14 protein-coding genes, 2 tRNA genes and 1 other annotated feature are annotated in these 15,986 nt (G+C 49.6%); of the genes, 1 reads left to right on the top strand and 15 read right to left on the bottom strand.

Annotated features, from left to right (window positions below):
- Window positions 1-26: 26 nt before the first annotated feature.
- The 10 genes from DWX26_RS10850 to mutY all read right to left on the bottom strand — a co-directional run bounded on the left by DWX26_RS10850 (window position 27) and on the right by mutY (window position 9,732).
- Complete coding sequence (locus DWX26_RS10850) at window positions 27-629, bottom strand: ABC transporter substrate-binding protein (protein ID WP_022463072.1); 603 nt, start codon at window positions 627-629, stop codon at window positions 27-29.
- Between the two features lie 133 nt (window positions 630-762).
- A tRNA-Thr gene (locus DWX26_RS10845) sits at window positions 763-835 on the bottom strand.
- A gap of 171 nt (window positions 836-1,006) precedes the next feature.
- A complete protein-coding gene (sigH, locus tag DWX26_RS10840; protein WP_226906387.1) occupies window positions 1,007-1,612 on the bottom strand; it encodes an RNA polymerase sporulation sigma factor SigH in 606 nt (201 codons plus the stop codon).
- Between the two features lie 39 nt (window positions 1,613-1,651).
- Window positions 1,652-2,374: a 23S rRNA (guanosine(2251)-2'-O)-methyltransferase RlmB gene (gene rlmB, locus DWX26_RS10835; RefSeq protein WP_055221331.1), complete on the bottom strand. Its 723-nt coding sequence runs from the start codon at window positions 2,372-2,374 to the stop codon at window positions 1,652-1,654.
- A 243-nt stretch (window positions 2,375-2,617) separates the two neighbouring features.
- Window positions 2,618-2,977 (bottom strand): Mini-ribonuclease 3, encoded by a 360-nt coding sequence (locus tag DWX26_RS10830; RefSeq protein WP_055221333.1) that lies wholly within the window; start codon window positions 2,975-2,977, stop codon window positions 2,618-2,620.
- Window positions 2,978-3,084: 107 nt separating this feature from the next.
- Entirely contained in the window at window positions 3,085-3,768 is a 684-nt protein-coding gene (epsC, locus tag DWX26_RS10825; RefSeq protein ID WP_055227154.1) for a serine O-acetyltransferase EpsC, read from the bottom strand.
- Between the two features lie 100 nt (window positions 3,769-3,868).
- Window positions 3,869-4,103 (bottom strand) — a binding site (T-box leader).
- Window positions 4,104-4,145: 42 nt separating this feature from the next.
- Window positions 4,146-6,773 (bottom strand): cation-translocating P-type ATPase, encoded by a 2,628-nt coding sequence (locus DWX26_RS10815; protein ID WP_055267546.1) that lies wholly within the window; start codon window positions 6,771-6,773, stop codon window positions 4,146-4,148.
- A gap of 262 nt (window positions 6,774-7,035) precedes the next feature.
- The gene (gene ispF / locus DWX26_RS10810) at window positions 7,036-7,584 is read right to left on the bottom strand and encodes a 2-C-methyl-D-erythritol 2,4-cyclodiphosphate synthase (RefSeq protein ID WP_022463066.1); all 549 of its coding nucleotides are present in this window, start codon (window positions 7,582-7,584) and stop codon (window positions 7,036-7,038) included.
- Between the two features lie 26 nt (window positions 7,585-7,610).
- Window positions 7,611-8,627 (bottom strand): glycosyltransferase family 2 protein, encoded by a 1,017-nt coding sequence (locus DWX26_RS10805; protein ID WP_055267469.1) that lies wholly within the window; start codon window positions 8,625-8,627, stop codon window positions 7,611-7,613.
- Window positions 8,628-8,664: 37 nt separating this feature from the next.
- On the bottom strand, window positions 8,665-9,732 hold the full coding sequence (gene mutY / locus DWX26_RS10800) for an A/G-specific adenine glycosylase (protein ID WP_055267466.1): 1,068 nt from the start codon (window positions 9,730-9,732) through the stop codon (window positions 8,665-8,667).
- Between the two features lie 148 nt (window positions 9,733-9,880).
- On the opposite strand from mutY, the gene DWX26_RS10795 reads away from it, so the two are divergent.
- Window positions 9,881-10,513, top strand: a complete 633-nt coding sequence (locus DWX26_RS10795; protein ID WP_226906388.1) for an HAD family hydrolase — start codon at window positions 9,881-9,883, stop codon at window positions 10,511-10,513.
- A gap of 86 nt (window positions 10,514-10,599) precedes the next feature.
- Here DWX26_RS10795 and DWX26_RS10790 read toward each other — a convergent pair whose 3' ends face one another.
- The 5 genes from DWX26_RS10790 to DWX26_RS10770 form a co-directional block, all read right to left on the bottom strand.
- The gene (locus tag DWX26_RS10790; RefSeq protein ID WP_118595585.1) at window positions 10,600-13,023 is read right to left on the bottom strand and encodes a L,D-transpeptidase family protein; all 2,424 of its coding nucleotides are present in this window, start codon (window positions 13,021-13,023) and stop codon (window positions 10,600-10,602) included.
- Between the two features lie 358 nt (window positions 13,024-13,381).
- On the bottom strand, window positions 13,382-13,828 hold the full coding sequence (locus DWX26_RS10785) for a threonine/serine exporter family protein (protein ID WP_022463061.1): 447 nt from the start codon (window positions 13,826-13,828) through the stop codon (window positions 13,382-13,384).
- A gap of 41 nt (window positions 13,829-13,869) precedes the next feature.
- Window positions 13,870-14,631 (bottom strand): threonine/serine exporter family protein, encoded by a 762-nt coding sequence (locus DWX26_RS10780; RefSeq protein ID WP_055221312.1) that lies wholly within the window; start codon window positions 14,629-14,631, stop codon window positions 13,870-13,872.
- Window positions 14,632-15,021: 390 nt separating this feature from the next.
- Entirely contained in the window at window positions 15,022-15,621 is a 600-nt protein-coding gene (locus tag DWX26_RS10775) for a DUF4230 domain-containing protein (protein ID WP_055221314.1), read from the bottom strand.
- Window positions 15,622-15,824: 203 nt separating this feature from the next.
- Window positions 15,825-15,895: transfer RNA gene (locus tag DWX26_RS10770), tRNA-Trp, on the bottom strand.
- Window positions 15,896-15,986: the final 91 nt, after the last annotated feature.

Here is a 15,986-nt window from a genome sequence, read left to right as displayed (position 1 = left end):
ACCTCATTTTTTCTGTTGTACCTATTCTACCATCTTTGGCACCAAAAAGCGACCCACTTGTTTTCACAAATAAGTCGCTCTTCTCGTTTTCCTATCTTATTTCTCTGCACACAGCTCCACAAACACCTGCACTGCCTCGTTTGCATTGCCGTACACGCCTGCTCCAATGCCGCGCGGATGGAATCCGGCACGCTGCCGTCGTTGATAAAACTTGCCTCAATATTTTTTGCATCCCGAAGCCCCGCATACCGCTCATCGGTTCCGTTTTCTGCCACCGACGGCAGGCCTTTAATACTGGCCATCTCGTCGATCTCTTTTTCCTGCATCATAAAGCGCAGAAACTCAACCGCGATCTCTTTCTCTTCGCTGTCTTTGTTGACCGAAAATCCATACCACGGCTGCTGGTACGCGTAAGCGCCCTTGTCCCCGAGCGGTGCGTATAAGAATTCGTATTCAAACGGATTTGCGCTGAATGTCTCCGATTTGGATTCTCTCTTTTTCATGCCGCTGACACACTCGGCATTGCAGACATAGAACGGCATATCCAGATCGGTTCCGGCAATGTTCGAATAATAGAAATAACAGTCCTGTCCTTTGGAATCCTTATATTCGAGCTTTCTTTCCCCCAAGCGAATGACGCATCTTCTTTTTCCCTCACAATCATAACTGTACCTTTTGTAATAGTGTCTTTTTCTTCCTGCCCATCTCCTGCTGTTTTTTATATAACGAAAAGATCCCGGTTTCCCGGGATCTTTCTTAGTAAGCTGATGACGGGAATCGAACCCGTGACCTCCGCCTTACCAAGGCGACGCTCTACCGACTGAGCCACATCAGCACTCGCAAGTTGTTTTGTTTTTTTTGTTAGCTCCTTGCTACATTTGGTATTCTATCAAAACTATAGTGAATTGTCAACAGTTTTTTCTACAAATTTGAAAATTTTTATTTGTTCACAGATTTTTCTGCACTTTTGACAATTCGCCGTAATTTTTTCGGTCGTTTTCCCATCTCACGAACAGACCTCCCGCACTTTACTGCGGATTCTCTGCAGTGCATTGTCGATTGCCTTCGGCTGCTTTCCAAGTTTTTCTGCAATCTGCGTATAATCGTACCCTTTCAGATACAATTCCAGCACCTGGTACTCAAATTTGCTGAGCCGTTCTTTGATCCGCTCATGCATGCCGATTACGTTTTCCCGGCTGATCATAATCTCCTCCGGTGTCTCCTCGTCCACCAGGCGCAGCTCTTGCTCGGAAACCGGTTCGCTTAACGAGACGAAGCTGTTCAGCGGCTGATGCTTCTGGCGCTGGGACGATGCCACTGCAGAATACATCTGACGGTCGATGCACAGGCCGGCGAAGGTGGCAAACGATGCCTCCTTCCCCGGTTTGTAGTCACGCACTGCCTTAAAAAGTCCGAGCATGCCCTCCTGGATCAGATCCTCGTGATCTCCGCCCACCAGGTACAGCGCCCTCGCCCTGGTCCGCACCAGCGATTTGTATTTGTCGATCAGATAATCGGTAATCTCGCGTTCTCCTGCCCGCAGACGCGCAATCAGCTCCTCATCCGTACAGGTATCGTAATCTTTCACCATCATATCTCTTGTATCCTTCATCTTTCTTCCGCCGGAGCGTAATGTGATTTTCCGCAATTTCTAGCAGCTTCTCTGTCTTACAATCTCATAAGCGAGCACGCCGGCTGCCACGGAAGCGTTCAGAGAGTCGATATCGCCTTTCATCGGAATTGTGGCTGTGAAGTCGCAGTTTTCTCTCACCAGACGGCTGACACCCTCTCCCTCATTTCCGATTACAAGGCCGATCGGTCCTTTGAGGTCGAGATCATACATTCTCTGTCCGTTCATGTCCGCGCAGACAAACCAGATGCCCTTTTCCTTCAGCATTTCCATGGTCTGCACCAGATTCGTCACCTTTGCCACCGGTGTGTAATTTAATGCACCTGCCGACGTTTTGGCAACGGTTGCTGTCAGGCCGACTGCGCGGTGCTTCGGCACGATGACACCATGTGCGCCTGCCAGGTTTGCGGTACGGATGATCGCACCGAGGTTATGCGGATCCTCAATGCCGTCCAGCAGAAGGATAAATGGCGGCTCTCCTTTCTCCTCTGCGCGCGCGAGGATGTCCTCAACGGTTGCATAACTGTAGGAAGCCACCTGTGCAATGACACCCTGATGCTTTCCGGTGGTGGACAGCTCGTCAAGACGTTCTTTTTCTACATAATTGATGATGGTATCGTGTTTTTTCGCCTCACGGATGATCGTGCGGATCGGGCCGTCCTGGCTGCTTGCAAGGACGAACAGCTTGTCCACGGTCTTGCCGGAGCGGAACGCCTCGATGACAGCGTTTCTTCCCTCTACCATGCCGCCTGTAAACTCCTCATCCGCCTGCTGTACTTCCTGTTTTCTGTCTCTGTCACGGTAATCTCGTTTCCCCTTAAAGTCACGTTTTTTTCCGTCTCTTCTCTCAAAATTTCTCTTGTCGTTTCTGTTGTTTTCTCTCATATCATTCCTGTTCCGCGGTCCCAAAAGCAGTGGGAACTTTTGCTTTTTCAAAAGCCCCACTGCCCTGCCGCTTCTTTTTTATTTTCTGAATCTTATCTGCTCTCACACTTCGCCAAGTCCTGCCCGGATCAGGTCGATCATCCGCTTGTAATCCCCTTTCAGGTACAGATACCCCATCACAGCCTCAAACCCGGTTGCCCGGCGGTAGTCGATCGTGGACGCATTTTTTGCCTTGGTATAAGATTTCGCATTTCTGCCTCTTTTATAAATCTGTTTTTCCTCTTCGGTAAACAGCGGCTCCAGAATTTCAATCATCGCCGACTGTTTCTCCGCCTTTACAAGCCCTGCCGCATGGCGGTGCAGCTTGTTGACCTGCATATTTGCTTTCCGCACCAGAATCGTGCGGATGACGATCTCATACGCAGCATCCCCGATGTAGGCCAGCGTAAGCGGCGAATACATGCGGATGTCATGCTGTTCCAGTCCGAATACCTCCGAAAGATAATCCTTCTCCCCGAAAACCGCCTCTGGAAAAAGCTCCTCGTTTTCTGTCTCTTTGCCCACTTCCGTCACTTCTGTTCTGTCCTTTCTTTTTTCCTCATCTGACGCAGCTCGCCCTCCAGCTCGAGCACACGGTTCGTAAGCTCCGTATTCTCCTGCTGCAGTACTTTGATATCCTCGAAAATCGGGTCCGGCAGATGAATGTGATCCATGCTTTTTCTCGGAATCCGCACATCATTCTGCTTCACAATGTGCCCCGGCACGCCGACGACGGTACAGTTCGGCGGAACCTCCTCGATCACAACCGATCCGGCTCCGATTTTGGAGTTTTCCCCGATCGTAAACGATCCGATGATCTTCGCACCGGCGCTGACCATAACATTGTCCTTCAGCGTCGGATGACGTTTCCCGGTCTCCTTACCATTACCGCCAAGCGTCACGCCCTGATACAGCGTCACGTTGTCTCCGATAATGGCTGTTTCTCCGATAATCACACCAGAACCATGATCAATAAACAATCCCTTTCCGATCGTCGCACCCGGATGGATTTCGATACCGGTTTTTCTCGCTGCCCGCTGTGAAATCCACCTGGCCAGAAAGTAATGGCCTTTCAGATATAGCTTGTGCGCCCGTCTGTACTTCAGCATAACACGAAATGAAGGATACAGCAAGACTTCCATGGGAGAATGTATCGCCGGATCCCGCTCCTGAATCACCTGAAATTCCTCTTTAAAATACGCGAAAAAACTCATCTTTCCTCTCCTTGCCTCCTGCTGGGACTTTTCCGGATTTTTATTTCTTACCATCATTCTGCATAACAGTAATATTCAAAAACGGAGCTGTTTCATCTCCGATAAAGACGAAATAGCTCCGTGGTTCCACTTTACTTTAAGGGCACACCTGCCCTCTTCTTTTCTTCTGCATAACGTGCAGGACCCGTGCCGGACTACCCACTTTTTCCGCTTCACCCGGCCAGCTTCCGGACGCACTTCAAAAACCCTCGTTTCAGGCAGCTTCCAGCCCCATTTGTCTGCCATTCTCTGTGAAACAATTCTGATTTTCTACTTTTTCCGTTCCAAGCCTTTTTCTGTTTCCGTTTGTTCTAGTTTATGCAAATTTTTCTCGTTTGTCAAGCAAATTTCCGCCGGATCCACTTGCTGATTTCGACCGCCGGAATGACAAGCAGTCCAAGGCCGATCGCCACATCATATTCCAACGCGCTGATCCGCTCAAAACCGAACGCACTCGACAGTACCGGGATGTAAATGACGGCGGATGTGAGGACAAATGAGAGTGCCATCGCGCCCCACAGATACTTGTTCTGATGCTTCATATGGAAAATAGAACCTTTCCGTGATCTCATATTGAAGGAATGGAAAATTTCCACCATGGAGAGTGTCAGAAACGCCATCGACATGCCGTCCGGGCTGTTGACGATTTCCCAGCGGCCGGCTTCCAGATAATGGCCGATGAAGTAGGACGCCAGCGTCAGCACCGTAATCACGATGCCCTGAAACGCAACATCAAAGCCGAGGCCGTCCGCAAAAATACCGTCATCCGCATTTCTCGGCGGGCGTTTCATGATGTCTGCCTCACCGTCCTCCATACCGAGCGCCAGCGCCGGGAAGCAGTCCGTAATCAGGTTGATCCAGAGCAGATGCACCGGATTTAAAATCGTAAAGCCCATCAGCGTCGCGCAGAAAATCGACAGCACCTCGGCAAGGTTCGATGCCAGAAGGAACTGAATTGCCTTACGGATATTATCGTAGATTCGTCTTCCTTCCTCAACCGCCGCGATGATCGTCGCAAAGTTGTCGTCCGCGAGCACCATATCTGCCACGTTTTTCGTCACATCCGTTCCCGTGATGCCCATTCCGATGCCGATATCCGCACGCTTGATCGACGGCGCATCGTTGACTCCGTCTCCTGTCATCGCGGTGATTCTGCCTTTCCGCTTCCACGCATCGACGATCCGCACTTTATGCTCCGGCTGGACGCGTGCGTAAACAGCATATTCCTCGATTCTCCGGTCAAGCTCCTCATCGCTTAACTGGTCAATCTCGGCTCCCGTTACCGCTTTCCAGCCCGCCTCCAGAATACCCAGCTCTTTTGCAATAGCAACCGCTGTGTCTTTGTGGTCACCCGTAATCATCACCGGACGGATGCCTGCCCCGCGGCATTCCCGGATCGCATCGACTACTTCCGGCCGCACCGGATCAATCATACCGCAAAGTCCTAAAAAGCAGAGATCCTGCTCCAGAAAGTCCGGCTCCTGGGAGGACGGCATCTGGTTCCACGCTCTTCCTGCTGCCGCCAGCACGCGGAGTGCCTGGTCTGCCATCGCCTTGTTCTGCGACAGGATTTCCTGCCGGAATGCTTCTGTCATCGGCTGTTTTCTGCCGTCACGCCAAACGGAGGTGCACCGCTTCAGAATCTCATCCGGTGCGCCTTTTGTGCAGGAAAAATACGTTCCGTCGTTTGCGCGGTGGATCGTTGTCATGCGTTTCCGCATCGAATCAAACGGCGCTTCCCCGACACGCGGATACTGGACGGACAGACTCTTCTTCGGGCATCCCTCTTTCTGCGCATCGTTGACCAACGCACATTCCGTCGGTTCTCCGACTGCCTCGCCGTTTTCGTCCGGCTCCGCATCGGAGCAGAGTGCCATGACGGATACGAGACGTTTTATATCGCTTCCCTCATGTTTTACCACGGTCATCTTATTCTGGGTCAGCGTTCCTGTCTTATCCGAGCAGATCACCTGCGTACAGCCGAGCGTCTCGACAGCCGTCAGTTTCCGGATCACCGCATTCCGCTTTGACATTTTGGTCACACCGATGGAAAGCACGATTGTGACAACTGCTGCAAGTCCTTCCGGAATTGCCGCTACGGCAAGGCTGACAGCTACCATAAAGGTATTTAAGATGTTCTGCGGCGTCACGCCCTCTTTTAAAATACCGACAATGAAAATCACGGCACAGATGGCGAGCACCATCACGCTTAAGATTTTGCTGAGCTGGTTCAGCCGCTTCTGCAGCGGTGTGCTCTCATCCGCCGACTGCGTCAGAACATGGGCGATCTTTCCCATCTCGGTTTTCATACCCGTTCCGGTGATAACAGCGCGGCCGCGGCCATAGACAACGGTGCTTCCCATATAGACCATGTTTTTCCGGTCCCCGAGCGGAACCTCGCTGGCTGCGCCGGCGTTCAGAACATCCGCTGTTTTATTGACCGGGACAGATTCTCCGGTCAGCGCTGCTTCCTCGATTTTCATGCTGGCGCTCTCTAAAATACGGCCATCCGCCGGAACAGCATCGCCCGCTTCGAGAATTACAATATCACCGGGTACGAGCTCCTCGCTCTTTTTCACTTCCATTTTCCCGCCGCGCATCACCTTCGACGTGGCTGCCGCGATCTCCTGCAGAGCTTCAATCGCTTTCTCTGCCTTGCTCTCCTGCAGAACACCGAGCACCGCATTAATGATGACAACGGTGAGAATAATGACCACATCAGCGTACGATTCGCCTTCATACGCCGATGTGATGCCGGAAATCAGCGCTGCGGCGAGCAGGATCAGGATCATCGGGTCTTTCAGTTCTTCGAAAAACCGCTGAAGATTACTCTTCTTTTTTCCCGCCGCCAGCCGGTTAGGTCCGTGTTCGGAAAGCCGCCGCGCAGCTTCCGCCTCGGAAAGTCCCTGCTCCGTTGTCTGTAACTCATCAAGAATCTTCGAACTTTTTTCCAGATACTCTTTCATTTCCATCCGTCCTTTCTTCTGAAAACGCTTTTTGCGTTCCTGTGATAAGTTCCCACTGGTACACCGGTCTCTTTCTATATAGAAAAAGACCTATCCGCACCATATTTGTTGATACAGATAAGTCTTGTCATTTCATACAAAGCCAGAAGAAATGCTTTTTCTTCGGTTGTTGGCCTTATAGCGTCACGTATGCCGCCGACTACTCCCTTATTCTTCTTCCAGTCTACCACATCTTCCGGCCTTGTGCAATCGCATTTCTCTTTTATTCTTCTGCGTTCTTTGCGCATCCCGGGCAGCCGCTGCATCCGCCTGCGATCCGGTCGTCCGGCATCAGGTCGAGTGCCTTGGAAATGCAGCAGATCGCCTGTGCGGAAATTCCCTCTTTCTTTCCGGTAAAGCCAAGTCCTTCCTCGGTCGTTGCCTTGATATTGACCTGATCCTCTTCGAGATGAAGCGCCTCCGCCACATTTTTCACCATCGTGTCGATGTATGGCAGGAGCTTCGGCTTCTGTGCAATAACGGTTGCATCGATATTTTCAATCAGATACATCCGCTCCTCGAGCATCTCACCCACTTTTTTCAGCAGTTCGATGCTGTCTGCGCCCTCATACGCCGGATCATTGTCCGGAAAATGGCGTCCGATGTCCCGCAGTGCTGCAGCGCCGAGAAGCGCATCCATAATGGCATGAACCAGCACATCCGCATCGGAATGTCCCAGAAGGCCATATTCATACGGGATTTCCACACCGCCCAGAATCAGTTTCCGGTTTTCCACCAGTTTATGCACATCGTAACCCATTCCTACTCGCATTGTTCGTTCCTCCGCTTCGTTACTTTCTAGTTAAATCCATACAGTTTCTGCGCTACCTTGTAGGCATAGACTGCAATTTTCTGTCCCGGTTTTGATTTGCTGCTCATAACAGTTCCGAAAATGCCGTGGCGGATGCGGAAGTAATCGGCTGCATCCTCCTGTTTCAGGTATCTCCAAAGATCGTTCTTTTTCTCGAGATTTTCTTCCGTTCCAGAGCGCATCATCATCACGGAAGAAACCGTCATAATAATGGTCAGATAGCTGATCATATATTTCCGCAGGTGCTTCGACAGCCCTTTCTGTTCACCAAGGTAATCGATCATCAGCTTGTTGACACGGATCTGCTGGTCAATTCTGCCGATCATGACTTTCTCGTTAACCGACTGGTCGGCTCTCCCGATAAAGTAGCGGTAGAAATTGACATCGAGATAATACATCGTTTTGACGTACGGAAGCGGAATAAACGCAACCAGATTATCCACATAGAAGGTGTGCTCCGGCAGCTTCATGCCGCACTCTCTTAAAAGAGAAGTCCGGTAAATCAGCGAATGCATCAGCAGATAATGTGTTTTGCCGAGAGCTTTCGCCTCATCCCATCCGAAAAAGCGGCCTTCCGGCAGCGATTTCGCATAGCGCATCACACGTTTTCTCTTGGCGCCCTCTTTTTCATACACATAGTTACTGATCAGAAGGTCGAGTGTTTTCGGTCCGCGTACGACTTCTGCCAGAACATTTAAAATCTTCTGGTATGCCTCTGGGTTTACCCAGTCATCACTGTCCACAACCTTAAAGTACAGACCCGTCGCATTTTCCACACCCGTGTTGACTGCTCCGCCGTGGCCCTTGTTTTCCTGATGAATCGCTTTTACAATCGTCGGATATTTTTCCTGATAGCGGTCTGCAATCTCTGTGGTTCCGTCCTTGGAACCATCGTCCACGATCAGAATTTCTACTTCTTCTCCGCCGACCAGCAGCGAATCGATACATTTCTCCATATATGCTTCTGAATTATAGCATGGTACTGCAATTGATAAAATCTTCATCTTTTTTCTCCCTGCTCTTTTTTGCTCTTCTGCCGTTTCAGGCACGTTCCAGATCTGTATATTTTGCGTATTCCGCAAACGCAGACGGAATGGCATATCTTTCAGCCGCGGTTTTCGCATCCGCAAAAATCAATCCGGCTTTTTCTTCCCCTTCCTGCTCCACATCGTTTCCTGCAATTTTAATAGCGTATCCTGTGATATGCCACTCGACATGGGAAAAAATGTGCTTGTACGGCGGCAATGCCTGAATATGAAGCGGCGTCACGCCGAATTTTTCTGCCTCTTCAAGTGCTTCCTGTTCGGAGAGCACGCCATCGAAGTTCGGGAACTCGTAAAGTCCCGCCAGAAGTCCTTTTTTCGGCCGTTTCCGCACTGCTGTGTGCGTACCGTCCAGAAATAACAGAACGGTTCTGTCTTCGATTCTGCGCGGCTTTGCGCTCTTTTTAAACGGATATTCCGTCCAGGTCTGATGCTGTCCCGCCAGACACTGGTCAAAAAGCGGACAGACTTCACATTTTGGTGCGCCGTTCGGCAGACAGACCATTGCGCCGAGATCCATCATCGCCTGGTTGAAGGCTCCCGGATCTTCTGCCGGCATGATTTCGGTCAATTCCGCTTCCACGCGGTTTTTCACGGACTGCTTTAAAATGTCCTCACCGTCCTCCCGGAGGCGTGCCATCACACGAAGCACATTTCCGTCCACCGCCGGCACCGGAATGCAAAACGCGATCGATGCAACGGCTCCCGCTGTGTAATTTCCAATTCCCGGAAGTCCTTTTAAGGCTTCGTAATCTGCCGGAAATACACCGTCATACACTTCCATAATTTTCTGTGCGGCCTTCTGCATATTCCGCACACGGTTATAGTAACCAAGGCCTTCCCAGAGCTTCAAAAGCTTTTCCTCGGGACAGACCGCAAGTGCTGCGACATTGGGCAGTTCACGCATAAACCGCTCATAAAACGGCTTGACCGCCTCCACCCTCGTCTGCTGGAGCATAATCTCGGAAACCCAGATTTCATACGGGTTCTTTTTTTCTCTCCACGGCAGCACTCTTTTATTTTCGCCATACCATTTCAATAATGGCTTTGTGATTGTGTCCTGCATAGTAATCTCCTGTTAATATATCATTCTTATTTTGCCACATTTTCCTCCAAAATGCAAAATAAACATTGCGCTCTCACGTGTTTTTGATTAAAATTAATAAATACTTTAAAAGAATAACCAAAACCCTTAAGATATGGAGGAAAAACTCTTGATCGACAGTATTATTTTTGATGTGGACGGCACCCTGTGGGACTCCACAGACGTTGTTGCCGACGCATGGAATCAGATTATGGAAAAAGAAACTGATATGACACCAAACCTCACCGGAACCGTGTTAAAAGGCCTGTTCGGCCGCCTGCTCCCGGATATCGCCGCCGTCATTTTCCACGAATATCCAAAGGAGCGCCAGTTAGAACTGATCGAGGCATGCTGTGCCAAAGAGCATGAGGCACTTCTTGCGACACCGGCTCCTGTTTATCCGGGACTTGTCGATGCACTTTCTATTCTTTCCAGACATTACCCGCTTTATATCGTAAGCAACTGCCAGGCGGGCTATATCGAAGTTTTTCTGGAAGCCACAGGCCTCGGTCACTATTTCAAAGGCCATCTCTGTCCTGGCGATACCGGAAAGGCAAAGGCAGACAACATCCGTACAATCATCGAACAGAACCATCTGCAGCACGCGGTCTATGTCGGCGATACCGACGGCGACTACAAGGCGACACGCGAGGCCGGAATCCCGTTTGTCCATGCCGCATACGGTTTTGGTCAGACCGAAAACCCGGACTACACCATCACTTCCCCGATGGATCTTGTCACACTGTTCGTACCGGAAAATTAATTTTTAACAGTTTCTTTCTCATAAAAAATACGCATTCCTGTTTTGATAACGGAATGCGTATTTTTTATGTTCTATTTCTTCTTTTCTCAGCTCTCGCCCTTACCTGGGTAATCATCGTCACCCGTATGGTCTCCCTGATCCGGTGCGCTCGGCTCCTGGGTCGGTTCCGGTGTGGACGGGGTCTCCGTCGGTGCTACGGTCGGCTCCGGCGTAGACGGGATCTCGGTCGGTGCTGTGGTCGGTTCCGGCGTAGACGGGGTCGATGGAGTTGATGGGGTTGATGGAGTTGATGGGGTTGACGGAGTTGACGGCGTGTAATCATCGTACGTGTAGGATGGCGTTCTCGTCGGCGTTACTGTCGTGGTATTCGTCGTATCATCGACATTTTCGTCATCTGCTTCCGGTGCCTGTGTCACAGTAAGCGTGTCTTCACTTACCTCATAAGCTTCGGAATAATAAATGATAACCGGTGTTCCGTCATCGACATTGTCATATAATGCCTGTGCCACTGCAGTCGGAAGTGCAACAGATCCTGTCGTCGATCCTGCAGTCAGATACAGGTTTCCGCCGAAACTACTTCTCCAGGAAGCATCGTAGAAACCAATCTCTCCGTTGAACGGAATCCAGGAATCCACATCTCTTTCCCAGGAATAGCTGCCGTCTGCCTGAAGCTCTCCGTGCAGTTTTTTCTGGCTTTCTTTTGCTGCGGTTGTGTAGATACCCGGCTTCGTGTAGCTGCTCTGCTCCATCAGACCGGTTACACAGTCACCGTCGACAACCAGATTTCCATCTTTGTAGAGCCAGATATGCTGACGGCTGGCATCAACCTCAACATACGTCTTGCCGAATCCGTTGTTCTCTGTGGAAGCAGCAAACTCTCTCTGCGCATACTGCGGCTCTCTTGCGTCTGCTGCGTGAGCATCTACTTCTTCTGCGATCTTTGCTATCTCCTGCTCCTGATCCACTTTCCATCCGTAGCCTTCCTGGCTGATGGTCACGCCGCCTTCGATACCGGTTGCCGGGAAGGTGTGATCCTTGCCATCGGTATCAATCGCTGCCGCAAGATTTGCCACATATTCTTTTACTTTTTCATTCCACTGGTTTTCATCTTTGGAATAATTTCCATCCGCATCGACCGCCAGCCAGTCTTTCATGGTATTTCCGTCAAGAACCTGTGTTGTTCCATCCGGCATACTGTATGTGATACTTGCGCGTACCAGTTCATTTAACTGATCCTTCTGTGCATTCAGTGTTTCGTCATCTGCTGTTACCAAGGTTCCGTCGTAAACGCCTGCTTTTTCAAGATCCACTTCGGTATCCGCATTGATCAGCGCGTTTTCGATGCACTGTTTTGCAAGGGTAAGATCCATTCCCTCACCCATAACAGCATCCACAATCTCAAACTCATTGTTCTGGAAGGTGATGTAGGCGCTGGCCGGTGCATTCTCACCGTCTGCGGACTGGAATTCGTCAAATCCATCAATCACCGCATCCAGTTTTTCCTGACTGTACTGCATGGTGACCTGGGAATCTTTCTCTTTTCCGCCATTTCCCAGGAACCAGAGGAAACTGTTCTGTTTCTTTAACACGCTCTCCACGCTGCCGTCTCCGGCGTAGGTGTAGTCGATGTCTTTTCCGCTGACACTCTTCGTATCATTGTCTTTGAATTTTACATTTAAGGTATAGTTTGCAGCCTGCTCTTTGATTTTCGTTTCTGCCTCTTTGGCCGTCATATCCGAGCAGTCTACTCCGTTGATGGTTGTTCCGTTGAAAAAATAATTCTGGTAATGGAACATTTTGCTTCCATAGAAAAAGCCTCCCACAGCAATAACAGCAACGGCTGCAACGGCGATAACCGCACCGCCTTTTCCCTTTTTCTTCTGCGGTTTTGCGCCATGCGGAATGTACTCTTCGTCGTCATCCTCATAATCGTCGTAGTCATCATCCTCATCGTCTATTTCCGGCATTGGGATATGGCCTACCGTGTCGCTGACGAGGCGCTCCATTGCGGCTTCCACCTGATCACCAAGCACTTCTTTCTCCGAACCCTTGGTCTCTGTCTTCTCTTCTCCCAGCAGATCATCCTCATCTGCGAATGGATCGTTGATGATCAGATCATCATCCACCATCACTTCTTCCGGTTCCGATTCTGTTTTTGTCTCCGCCGGCGTCTCTTCGATTTCTTCTTCCTCTTCTGTAAATTCCGGAATCTCGATGTCCTGCGTCACAGGCTCCACTTTGGTCTGCTTCATTTTCTGCTTCGCTTCTTCGTCTTTTGCACGCTCAGTTGCCTCAAGGACACTTCGCAGATTACTTAAATTTGCAGTCTCATCCGGGATGTGATCTTCGCTTTTTGTTTCTTTGCTTTCAAATTCAATGGAGTCTTCGATGTCTGCCAGTTCTTCCTGGAATGTTTCACCGCTCTCCTTTTCCGCCAGGTCACGGTCAATCTCTTTTTGCAGGGCAGCCCAAAGTTTACCGTCCTTTAAATCATCATCTTCAAACTTCATATTTTTTGCTCCTCATAGTTCTGTGTCTGCACTTTACTTACTTCTCTTCTTTTTTCCTTGTTTCAACTCACAGTCGGTATTTTCACGGAGTCTGACATGTCGAAAATAGTTCGACTGTGACTTACCTCATGTCAGTGGAGGATACCGATTTCTCTCCGCCCGCCACTGCTGTTATGTTTCTTTTAACAATTCATCCCACCGCTTTAGAAGCGGGGGACTTCTTGTCTACTGATGTTAAAAATGCCCCTATAGATTTCTTCTTTTGTCCAAGGGCACATACACTGTTAAGTATATCATAAAATTCGACAAAAAAAAGCAAAAAATTTGGTTTTGGCAAATTTCTCACTTTTTTCGTAAATCACCTATGGAATTCGTAAAAAAATACCTTCTGCAGCGCTTCTCCGAGGAAAATTCCAAGGGCAATTGCGCCTGCCGCGGTCGCTGTCTCTAAAAGATACGTTCCAACCATGTTTTCCGGCCCCATAACGATCGAGTAGACGATGCGGTACATACCGGCTCCCGGCACCATCGGAAGAATGCCCGGGATCACGAAAAGGATCACCGGCGCTTTGAAATGACGCGCCATTGCCTGGGAAACCAGGGCGACGGCAACGGCGGCAAGAAAGTTCTTCATCAGAATGCCGTCGTTGAATACTTCCACGATCAGATAGACCGCCCAGCCGATCATACCGACACCGGCCGTGTAGCATTCCAGCTTTTTTGGTGCGTTCAACAGTCTTGAAAATCCCCAGATTGCAACCCAGGCTCCAAGGGATTTCAGGATGATTTCACCTGCTATTCTCATATTTTTGCTTTAACCTCATCTTTTTTCTGTATCGGTTTTCTCTACCGCACCAGTGGACGGAGCAGCAGCATGCCAAGTCCCACGCCGATTGCGATGGCCGCAGCGGTTACAAACGCCTCAAGCATCCGTGCCGCACCGGAAATGTAGTCGCCGTGCAGGGTATCATACACCGCATTCGTGATCGCCACACCCGGTACGAGGGGCATGATCGATGCAATGATAATGACGTTCAGATCCATGGTCCCCGGCAGGTAATGAACACAGAGAATAGATGTGACCGCCAGCAAAAATGACCCGATACAGTTCACAAGAAACGACTGCATCCCGGCTTTTTTTCCTCCGTAAACACCGATTCCTGATATAAAACCTGCAAGTGCAGATGCCAGCACTTCGTAGAACCCGGCTCCGAACATGATTGCAAAGCCTGCGGTCGTCGCCATCATCGCGAGCAGATTTTTTTTAATTTCCGACTTGGCACGATAGATATCCCGCACCCGGTGGAACAGCGCATCCAGGTCGATATTTCCTTCGCAGAAATCGCGGGAAAGCTGATTGACCGCATGGATCCGGTTCAGATCCGTTGCACGGCTCTCTACGCTGCGCATAACAGTCATGGAATCCATCGCCGGGTCGTCGAGCGTTACCACAAAGCCGGTCGTCAGCGCCAGTACATCCGCAGTTTTCAGGCCGGACATGCGCAGCATCCGCAGCATGGTATCCTCCACCCGCCACGTCTCCGCCCCGCTTTCCAGCAGGATTTCTCCCGCCATGACCGCGGTGTCCAGCAGCAGTTTATAGTCCATAGTTTTTGTCCTCTCAAATGTAACTCATATTTCACACATGCCAAACGATTGTACCATGAAGCAGTGTTCACTTTCAAGTTAATTCTATGCAAATTCGGCGATATCCGGGCGTTGGGATGTTCCGATGTTCACCCGCGCCATTCACAAATCTTTTCAAAGTTTCTTCAAACTCCATTCACACTTTCCTCACATATGACAACTATACTAAACGTATCAAAACAAAGGGACAACAAATCATCTTCCTCTATCTTTCAACCGTTGTCCCAACCTAATATTCTTTCCAATTTATATAGATTTTTCTTTTTCATAATGCCGGTGTTTCTGCCAGAAGAAATACCGGCCCTCCTTTTTTTATCCCCCAAAAAGAAGTGCCGACATCCCGTCTATGTACTATTCTTCAAATTTTACAACCAATGTCTTGTCCCCGACCGTCTCGGACAGCATTCCGGTAATCAGTGTTTTCGCCTGTTCCTGTGCCATCGTTTCCAGGTCATCCATTTCTTTCGTCTGCTGCTCTACATCCTCCTTCGCACTCGCGATTGCATCCATCGCATCTTCCTTCCGCTCCCAGTTCAGAAGCGCTGCCTTCTCATCGTAATACTGGATGGAATCATTGTCGATGGAAATATCAAAAATCTCCACTGCCGGAAGTGTAACTGTTACTTCTGAATCCGTCACCTCCGTATTCGCCTTCGAGAGATCCACGCCCGCACGTACCTCTGCACGGTATGTCATATTAAACGCCTTCTGCGTCAGAAACGGAATCGACCCGTCCGAGTAATGAATCAGCCCGTTATAAATCATCTTCGCCGACGTCAGCTCCCCCGCCGCCTCCAGCTTGCTGTCAATAAACGTCCCCGTAATCTCCGGCTCCCGGTCCCGCCGCAACGACTGCGTCAGATAAACAACCATTCCAGCAAGGATTACTACGATCAGAAGATAAATGACAGCTTTTACCGTGCCGCGGCTTCCATTCTTTTCTCTGCTCACGTTACACCCACTCCCTTCTCATGTTTCATTTTTCATTATTTTTGAATATGTTCTGTGGCTCTATTGTACCTTATTTACACCATAAAAAACAGTCCTGCTTTACAAAAATATCTTAAAATTCTGTAAATCCTGTTCTGTTAGACTTTTCTTTTAAACAATACGAAAAAAGAGTGAAGATTTTGTATCTTCACTCTTTCCTAATACAGGGGATGAGAGAATCGAACTCCCACCAAAGGTTTTGGAGACCCCTATCATACCATTTGACCAATCCCCTACGCTAGATATACCTTCAAAACCGCATACACTTAACATCTATACATCATACCATACTTTCTTTCCGAACACAACCATTTTCTGCAAAACTT

The organism is Blautia sp. AF19-1 (genome assembly GCF_003479155.1).
In the GTDB taxonomy this organism is placed as follows: Bacteria; Bacillota; Clostridia; order Lachnospirales; family Lachnospiraceae; genus Fusicatenibacter; species Fusicatenibacter saccharivorans.
This window is presented reverse-complemented; position numbering and strand designations above follow the sequence as displayed.

Bases quoted from the DNA above. Each gene is read 5' to 3' on its own strand.
- sigH (WP_226906387.1), bottom strand. From the start codon at position 1,612: ATGAAGGATACAAGAGATATGATGGTGAAAGATTACGATACCTGTACG.
- rlmB (WP_055221331.1), bottom strand. From the start codon at position 2,374: ATGGTAGAGGGAAGAAACGCTGTCATCGAGGCGTTCCGCTCCGGCAAG.
- DWX26_RS10830 (WP_055221333.1), bottom strand. From the start codon at position 2,977: ATGTATTCGCCGCTTACGCTGGCCTACATCGGGGATGCTGCGTATGAG.
- epsC (WP_055227154.1), bottom strand. From the start codon at position 3,768: ATGAGTTTTTTCGCGTATTTTAAAGAGGAATTTCAGGTGATTCAGGAG.
- DWX26_RS10815 (WP_055267546.1), bottom strand. From the start codon at position 6,773: ATGAAAGAGTATCTGGAAAAAAGTTCGAAGATTCTTGATGAGTTACAG.
- ispF (WP_022463066.1), bottom strand. From the start codon at position 7,584: ATGCGAGTAGGAATGGGTTACGATGTGCATAAACTGGTGGAAAACCGG.
- DWX26_RS10805 (WP_055267469.1), bottom strand. From the start codon at position 8,627: ATGAAGATTTTATCAATTGCAGTACCATGCTATAATTCAGAAGCATAT.
- mutY (WP_055267466.1), bottom strand. From the start codon at position 9,732: ATGCAGGACACAATCACAAAGCCATTATTGAAATGGTATGGCGAAAAT.
- DWX26_RS10790 (WP_118595585.1), bottom strand. From the start codon at position 13,023: ATGAAGTTTGAAGATGATGATTTAAAGGACGGTAAACTTTGGGCTGCC.
- DWX26_RS10785 (WP_022463061.1), bottom strand. From the start codon at position 13,828: ATGAGAATAGCAGGTGAAATCATCCTGAAATCCCTTGGAGCCTGGGTT.
- DWX26_RS10780 (WP_055221312.1), bottom strand. From the start codon at position 14,631: ATGGACTATAAACTGCTGCTGGACACCGCGGTCATGGCGGGAGAAATC.